This is a genomic window from Candidatus Accumulibacter vicinus (assembly GCF_000584955.1).
In the GTDB taxonomy this organism is placed as follows: Bacteria; Pseudomonadota; Gammaproteobacteria; order Burkholderiales; family Rhodocyclaceae; genus Accumulibacter; species Accumulibacter vicinus.
This window is the reverse complement of sequence record NZ_JDSS02000019.1, coordinates 371715-372092: the sequence shown is the minus strand read 5'-3', so window position 1 is coordinate 372092 and position 378 is coordinate 371715. Positions and strand designations below refer to the sequence as shown.

Genomic DNA, 378 nt, shown 5'->3' with positions numbered 1-378 from the left:
GGATCGCGGGCTGACCGGGCGCCTTTTCGATGTGCAGTTCAGCCGGAGAGCAGAGCATAGAGAAGCCTACTCCGCGCCAACCGCGCTGCTTCCGTTCGACGGGGATAAGGTGGCCTGGATCTACGATTCCGTGACGGCGGGCTGACCCATGCCCTACACGCCGCCCGCCTGGGATTCGGTCAATTTCGAGGGAAGCGGAGATGCCTACACGTCGCCAGCATGGGACGAGGTGGATTTCAACCAGGGCCATGTCTACACGACGGCTGCCGGCGACTCCAGCGGAACATCGACAGCGGCAGCCGCTTCTGTTGCCCTGCGGACAGCGCAGACCACGATTTCTGGCGCAGCGGCGGCCGCGTCCATCAGCTACAGCGTAGG

1 protein-coding gene is annotated in these 378 nt (G+C 64.3%); it reads left to right on the top strand.

Annotated elements, in window-relative coordinates; translation table 11 throughout:
* Nucleotides 1-148 precede the first annotated feature (148 nt).
* Nucleotides 149-378 (top strand): hypothetical protein (locus CAPSK01_RS22345; protein WP_273703320.1); only part of this gene is annotated, 230 nt, incomplete at its 3' end.